The sequence below is a fragment of the Streptomyces sp. SID11385 genome, from assembly GCF_010548245.1.
Classification (GTDB): Bacteria; Actinomycetota; Actinomycetes; order Streptomycetales; family Streptomycetaceae; genus Streptomyces.
On the sequence record NZ_JAAGLR010000932.1, the window covers coordinates 1 to 286 of the forward strand.

1 protein-coding gene is annotated in these 286 nt (G+C 63.6%); it reads left to right on the plus strand.

Annotated elements, in window-relative coordinates; genetic code table 11:
- A partial coding sequence (locus G3I42_RS28285; protein WP_203607470.1) for a proteasome accessory factor PafA2 family protein occupies positions 1–286 on the plus strand: 286 nt, incomplete at both ends.

A 286-nucleotide genomic window follows, 5' to 3' on the forward strand; every position in this document is an offset into this window, starting at 1 on the left:
GACGTCTATCTCTTCAAGAACAACACCGATTCGGCCGGAAACTCCTACGGATGCCATGAGAACTACCTCGTGGCCCGGCACGGAGAATTCTCCCGGCTCGCGGACATCCTCATTCCCTTCCTCGTCACGAGGCAGCTGATCTGCGGTGCCGGCAAGGTGCTGCAGACCCCGCGGGGCGCCGTCTACTGCGTCAGCCAGCGTGCCGAGCACATCTGGGAGGGCGTCAGTTCCGCGACGACACGTTCCCGTCCGATCATCAACACCCGGGACGAACCGCACGCGGACG